The organism is Novosphingobium sp. ZW T3_23, assembly GCF_044987305.1.
Taxonomy (GTDB): Bacteria; Pseudomonadota; Alphaproteobacteria; order Sphingomonadales; family Sphingomonadaceae; genus Novosphingobium.
In genome coordinates, this window is record NZ_JBJDRF010000135.1 from 1 (window position 1) to 956 (window position 956).

Genomic DNA, 956 nt, shown 5'->3' on the forward strand with positions numbered 1-956 from the left:
CGGCAGGCCTTGTGGCCGATTGCACAGGCCAACCAACTTTTGCCGATGCCGGTCGGGCCGATGATGGCCAAGTTTTCGTGCCTGGAGATCCATTCCCCCGCCAGCAGCGTTTCGAAGAGCCGGCGATCAAGGCTGCGGCGTGTTCGGTAATCAATATCCTCAGGTACGGCGCGGTGCCGCAGCTTGGCATGTCGCAACCGCAGAGCGAGGCGTCTGTCATTTCGGTAGGTGGCCTCATGGTCGAGCAGCAGCGCCAGCCATTCTGCGTGACTGAGGCTGGCTGCGTCATCATTGCCTTCCATCTCGGCGAAGGCCTTGGCCATGCCGGCGAGGCCGAGATGGCCCAGCAGGTCCAGAGTGGGATGCTTCAGCATTCTTGCTCCTTTAGTTGTAATAGCTCGAGCCGCGGATGTTGGAGTGGATGATCGGCTCTTGCTCGGGGGATTGGGGAACCGGGACCTGGTCGAGGCCCTTCTCGAGGATCGATTTGACCGACGGGTAATTGCGCGCCTGGATTTCCAGCGCGCGCAGCGCCGCGGCTTCGAGCCGCTGGGCACCGAAGCGTTTCTCGAGCCCGATGATGCCCAAGCATGAGCGGTAGCCCTGTTCCGGATGGGGTTTTGCCTCGATGACCTTCTCGACCAAAAGAGATAGCATCGGCCCGATCCGGTTTGCCTCTTCGCGGATCTTCGCCGGCGTCCATTCGCCATAACGCCGATGGCTGGATGGCATGTGCTCGGGGACTGTGGTGTGCCGGCCATTCCCGCTGCCGCGCATGTGCACGGCGATGCGCTCTCCTCCCAGGAAGATCTCCACCGTGCTGGCCGTAAACCGGGCTTCGACCTCCCGGCGCGCGAAGCGGTGCGGGACGGAGTAGTGATGCCGCTCGATCGCGATATGATAATCGAGCCCGACGCGGCAGCGGCGCCATTCGGCATGAACCCACGGCTCTGCCG

The 956-nt window shown here is 63.0% G+C and carries 2 protein-coding genes; both read right to left on the reverse strand.

Annotated features, from left to right (window positions below; all coding sequences use genetic code 11):
- Positions 1-374, reverse strand: a 374-nt coding sequence (locus ACI3K3_RS25660) for an ATP-binding protein (protein WP_404918941.1), incomplete at its 3' end; no start/stop codon positions are given.
- Positions 375-384: 10 nt separating this feature from the next.
- Positions 385-956 (reverse strand): Mu transposase domain-containing protein (locus ACI3K3_RS25665; RefSeq protein WP_404918943.1); only part of this gene is annotated, 572 nt, incomplete at its 5' end.